The 3024-nt window shown below is 65.9% G+C and carries 2 protein-coding genes; both read left to right on the forward strand.

Going from position 1 to position 3024, the window contains the following annotated elements; all coding sequences use genetic code 11:
- Positions 1-2: 2 nt before the first annotated feature.
- Positions 3-2804, forward strand: a complete 2802-nt coding sequence (locus AABA86_RS32840) for a hybrid sensor histidine kinase/response regulator (protein WP_212252329.1) — start codon at positions 3-5, stop codon at positions 2802-2804.
- A gap of 23 nt (positions 2805-2827) precedes the next feature.
- On the forward strand, positions 2828-3024 hold a 197-nt coding region (locus AABA86_RS32845; RefSeq protein ID WP_338309709.1), incomplete at its 3' end, for a chemotaxis protein CheW.

Genomic DNA, 3024 nt, shown 5'->3' on the forward strand with positions numbered 1-3024 from the left:
TCATGGATGATCTGTTGCGGGAGTTTTTGACGGAGACCAGCGAGAGCCTGGACACCGTCGACAATCAGTTGGTGAAGTTCGAGCAGGAGCCGAACAACGCCAAGATCCTGGATAACATCTTCCGCCTGGTCCACACCATCAAGGGCACCTGCGGCTTCCTCGGATTGCCGCGGCTTGAAGCGCTGGCGCATGCCGGCGAGACGTTGATGGGCAAATTCCGCGACGGCATGCCGGTGAAGGCCGAAGCGGTGACGGTGATCCTGTCCTCGATCGATCGCATCAAGGAGATTCTGGCAGGCCTCGAAGCGACCGAGGCCGAGCCCGAGGGCAATGACCGCGACCTGATCGATCAGCTGGAAGCGATGGTCGAGCAGGGCATGGCGGCGATGGCGGCTGGAAGTGCCGCTCCCGTTGCCGAGGCTCCGCCGCTGGTGCCGGAAGCTCCGGCCGCCGCTGAGCCGGCAAACCTGACCTCCGGCACGCTGATCGACCAGACCCTGGAGCGCCCGCTGCGTCCGGGCGAGGTCTCGCTCGACGAGCTCGAGCGCGCCTTCCGCGAGACCGCGATCGAGGCGCCGACGCCCGCGCCCGTCGCCAAGGCTGAAGCCAAGGCCGAGCCCGCGCCGGCCGCTGAAGCGCCCGCACCCGTTGCCAAGGAAGCCGCCAAGGACGCAAAGCCCGCCAAGGAGAAGGCCGCGCCGAAGAAGTCGATGGCCGACGAGGGCGCCAGCGAAGGCGACCGCATCGCCAACCAGTCGATCCGCGTCAACGTGGATACGCTGGAGCATCTGATGACCATGGTCTCCGAGCTGGTCCTGACCCGCAACCAGCTGCTGGAGATCTCCCGCCGCAACGAGGACACCGAGTTCAAGGTGCCGTTGCAGCGCCTGTCCAACGTCACCGCCGAGCTGCAGGAAGGCGTCATGAAGACGCGCATGCAGCCGATCGGCAATGCCTGGCAGAAACTGCCCCGCATCGTCCGCGACCTCTCGAGCGAACTCGGCAAGCAGATCGAATTGGAGATGCACGGCGCCGACACCGAGCTCGACCGCCAGGTGCTCGATTTGATCAAGGACCCGCTCACCCACATGGTGCGCAACTCCGCCGATCATGGCCTGGAGACCCCCGCCGAGCGTCTCGCGTCCGGCAAGGGCGAGCAGGGCACCATCCGCCTGTCCGCCTATCACGAGGGCGGCCACATCATCATCTGCATCGCCGACAACGGCCGCGGCCTCAACACCGAGAAGATCAAGGCCAAGGCGATCTCTAGCGGTCTCGTCACCGAGGCCGAGCTCGAGAAGATGAGCGAAGCCCAGATCCACAAGTTCATCTTCGCGCCGGGCTTCTCCACCGCGGCGGCCATCACCTCGGTCTCGGGCCGCGGCGTCGGCATGGACGTGGTGCGCACCAATATCGACCAGATCGGCGGCACCATCGACATCAAGTCGGTGGCCGGCGAGGGAAGCTCCGTCACCATCAAGATCCCGCTGACGCTCGCCATCGTCTCCGCCCTGATCGTCGAGGCCGCCGGCGACCGTTTTGCGATCCCGCAGCTCTCGGTGGTCGAGCTGGTGCGGGCCCGCGCCAACTCTGAGCACCGCATCGAGCGCATCAAGGACACCGCGGTCCTCAGGTTGCGCAACAAGCTCTTGCCGCTGATCCATCTGAAGAAGCTGCTGAAGATCGACGACGGCGCCGCCTCCGATCCCGAGAACGGCTTCATCGTGGTGACGCAAGTCGGCAGCCAGACCTTCGGCATCGTCGTCGACGGCGTGTTCCACACCGAAGAAATCGTCGTCAAGCCGATGTCGACCAAGCTGCGTCACATCGACATGTTCTCCGGCAACACCATCCTGGGCGATGGCGCGGTGATCATGATCATCGACCCCAACGGCATTGCCAAGGCGCTCGGCGCCGCCGGCTCCTCGGCCCATGACATGGGCGACGAGAACGGCGCGCATCACATCGGAAGTGGCGAGCAGACCACTTCGCTGCTCGTCTTCCGCGCCGGCTCGTCGCAGCCCAAGGCGGTCCCGCTTGGCCTCGTCACGCGCCTGGAAGAGTTGCCCGCCGACAAGATCGAGTTCAGCAACGGCCGCTACATGGTGCAGTACCGCGAGCAGCTGATGCCGCTCGTCGCCATGGAGAGCGTCACCATTGCTTCCCAGGGCGCCCAGCCGATCCTGGTGTTCGCCGACGACGGCCGCTCCATGGGCCTCGTCGTCGACGAGATCATCGACATCGTCGAGGAACGGCTCAACATCGAGGTCGGCGGCTCCGCCTCCGGCATCCTCGGCTCGGCCGTGATCAAGGGTCAGGCCACCGAGGTGATCGACGTCGGCCACTTCCTGCCGATGGCGTTCGCCGACTGGTTCACCCGCAAGGAGATGAAGCCGTCGATGCACTCGCAGTCGGTGCTGCTGGTCGACGACTCAGCGTTCTTCCGCAACATGCTGGCGCCGGTGCTGAAAGCGGCCGGCTACCGCGTCCGCACCGCGCCGACCGCGCAGGAGGGCCTCGCGGCACTGCGCGCCCAGAGCTTCGACGTGGTCCTGACAGACATCGAGATGCCCGACATGAACGGGTTCGAGTTCGCCGAGACCATTCGCTCCGACAACAATCTCGGCTCGATGCCGATCATCGGCCTGTCCGCGCTGGTGTCGCCGGCGGCGATCGAGCGCGGCCGTCAGGCCGGCTTCCACGACTATGTCGCCAAGTTCGACCGTCCCGGTCTGATCGCGGCGCTGAAGGAACAGACCGCGGGCGCCGCCGGCGCCTCCGAGCTGAACCGGGCGGCGGCATGAGCGGGACGAGAGGAGACGCAAAGATGAACAAGAAGATGCAGACGGGCGAAGGCGCCATGGTCGAATACGTCACCGCGATGATCGGCGGCCAGCTGTTCGGCCTGCCGATCTACCGGGTCCAGGACGCGTTCATGCCCGAGCGCGTCACCCGCGTGCCCTTGTCCTCGCGCGAGATCGCGGGCGTGCTCAATCTGCGCGTCCGCATCGTCACCGTGGTCGA

The sequence above is a fragment of the Bradyrhizobium sp. TM233 genome, assembly GCF_036247965.1.
GTDB classification, from domain to species: domain Bacteria; phylum Pseudomonadota; class Alphaproteobacteria; order Rhizobiales; family Xanthobacteraceae; genus Bradyrhizobium; species Bradyrhizobium ottawaense.

What these genes read in the sequence shown, in the direction of transcription:
- AABA86_RS32840 (WP_212252329.1), top strand. Translation starts at nt 3, where the DNA reads ATGGATGATCTGTTGCGGGAGTTTTTGACGGAGACCAGCGAGAGCCTG.